2 protein-coding genes are annotated in these 1,827 nt (G+C 69.2%); one reads left to right on the forward strand and one right to left on the reverse strand.

The genetic code is table 11. From position 1 onward, the window contains the following. Positions 1 to 128 precede the first annotated feature (128 nt). Complete coding sequence (locus AC2VNT_RS05980; protein WP_486945977.1) at positions 129 to 893, forward strand: CPBP family intramembrane glutamic endopeptidase; 765 nt, start codon at positions 129 to 131, stop codon at positions 891 to 893. Here AC2VNT_RS05980 and AC2VNT_RS05985 read toward each other — a convergent pair. Then, the coding region (locus AC2VNT_RS05985) for a zinc-binding alcohol dehydrogenase family protein (protein WP_486945978.1) at positions 894 to 1,827 on the reverse strand (934 nt) is incomplete at its 5' end.

Consider the following 1,827-nt stretch of genomic DNA (forward strand, 5'->3'; position numbering starts at 1 on the left):
GGCCAGGATCCGGGTGACCGGGTCGGCGTCGTCGTCGCACAGATCGAGCACCCGCAGCGACGTGAGCAGGTCGTCAGGCATCAAGCCAGCGTAGTTCGAGGGCTCGGCGGGGCCGGTAGCCTGGTGAGATGTCTGGCACCGAGAGCGTCGTGGCGTCACCGCATCCGGTGTTCGCGCAGCTCTCGACGCTGCATCACTTTCGTAGCCAGGTCGATGTCGCCGTGGTGGTGGTGGTGCTGGCCTCGACCAACGTCGTCGCGCACTTCACCACGCCGTGGGCGAGCGTCGTGACAGTCCCGGTCGCGGCTGTGGGTTTGGTCGGCTGGCTGCGGGTCAACGGCCTCGGATGGGTCGAGCTCGGGCTGGGCCGCGAGTACTGGAGATCCGGCGCCGCCTACGCCGTCGGTGCGGTCGTGGCGGTGGCGGTGGCGATCGCGGTCGGCGTGCTGCTTCCGCTGACCCGGCCGATGTTCATGAACCATCACTATGCGACGCTCTCCGGCGCGGTGCTCGCGTCGATGATCCTCATTCCGCTGCAGACCGTCATTCCCGAGGAGTTGGCGTTCCGCGGCGTGCTGCACGGTGCGCTCAGCCGGGCGTGGGGTTTCCGCGGTGCGGCAGTGGCCGGCTCGCTGTTGTTCGGACTGTGGCACATCGCCACCTCGCTCGGGTTGACGAGGAACAATGTCGGTCTCACCCGGCTGTTCGGTGGCGGCGGGCCCGGCATGGTGGCCGGGGTATCGATCGCGGTGGTCACCACCGCGGCGGCGGGTTTAGTGTTCAGCTGGCTGCGGCGACGCAGCGGCAGTCTGCTCGCCCCGATCGCGTTGCACTGGTCGCTCAACGGGCTGGGGGCGATGGCGGCCGCAGTGGTCTGGCAGCTATCCAGCTGACTAGACGAGCAGGACCGCCGCCCCGGAGATCCGCCCGGCGCTGAGGTCGGCCAATGCCCGATCTGCTTGACTCAGCGGATATTCCGGTGTGGTCACCGCGATGTGGTGTGCGGCGGCGAAGTCGAGGAACGCCCGCGCATCGGCGCGGGTATTCGAGGTGACCGAGCGAATCTGACGTTCCTGGAACAGGTGGCGCTGATAGTTCAGCATCGGGATGTCGCTGAGGTGAATTCCCGCGACGGCCAGCGTGCCGCCACGGTCGAGCGCCTCCATCGCCGGCAGCACCAACTCGCCGACTGGCGCGAACAAGATTGCGGCGTCAAGCTTCACCGGCGGCGGGTCAGCGGCCCCTTGCGCCGATGCGACGCCCAGGTCGAGGGCGAGTCGCTGAGCTGCCTCGCCGCGGGTCATCACGTGCACCTCGGCGTCCTGCGCCAGAGCGACCTGCGCGGTGATGTGCGCGCTGCCGCCGAACCCGTACAGCCCCAACCTGCCACCGGGCGGCAGCGCCGCGCGTCGCAGCGACCGGTAGCCGATAATGCCGGCGCACAGCAGCGGCGCCAGTTCGCTGTCGCTGTACCCGCTCGGCAGGTGGTGGGCGAAAGCCGCAGGAACGGTGGCGAATTCGGCGTACCCGCCGTCCGCGTCCCATCCCGTGTAGCCAGAATTCGGGCATAAATTCTCGTCGCCGCGCCGACAGTACGTGCACTCTCCGCAGGTGTGCCGCAGCCAGGCGATCCCGACCCGGTCGCCGACGCGGAACTCGCCGCCGGCATCCTCGCCGAGTTCGACCACCTCACCGACCACTTCGTGTCCGGGTGTCACCCGCTCCCGATGCACCTCCAGGTCGCCTTCGGCGACGTGCAGATCGGTGCGACACACCCCGCAAGCGCGGACCGCGACAAGAAGCTCGGCCGGCCCGGGGCGCGGTACC

This window comes from Mycobacterium sp. TH-M15 (assembly GCF_057473705.1).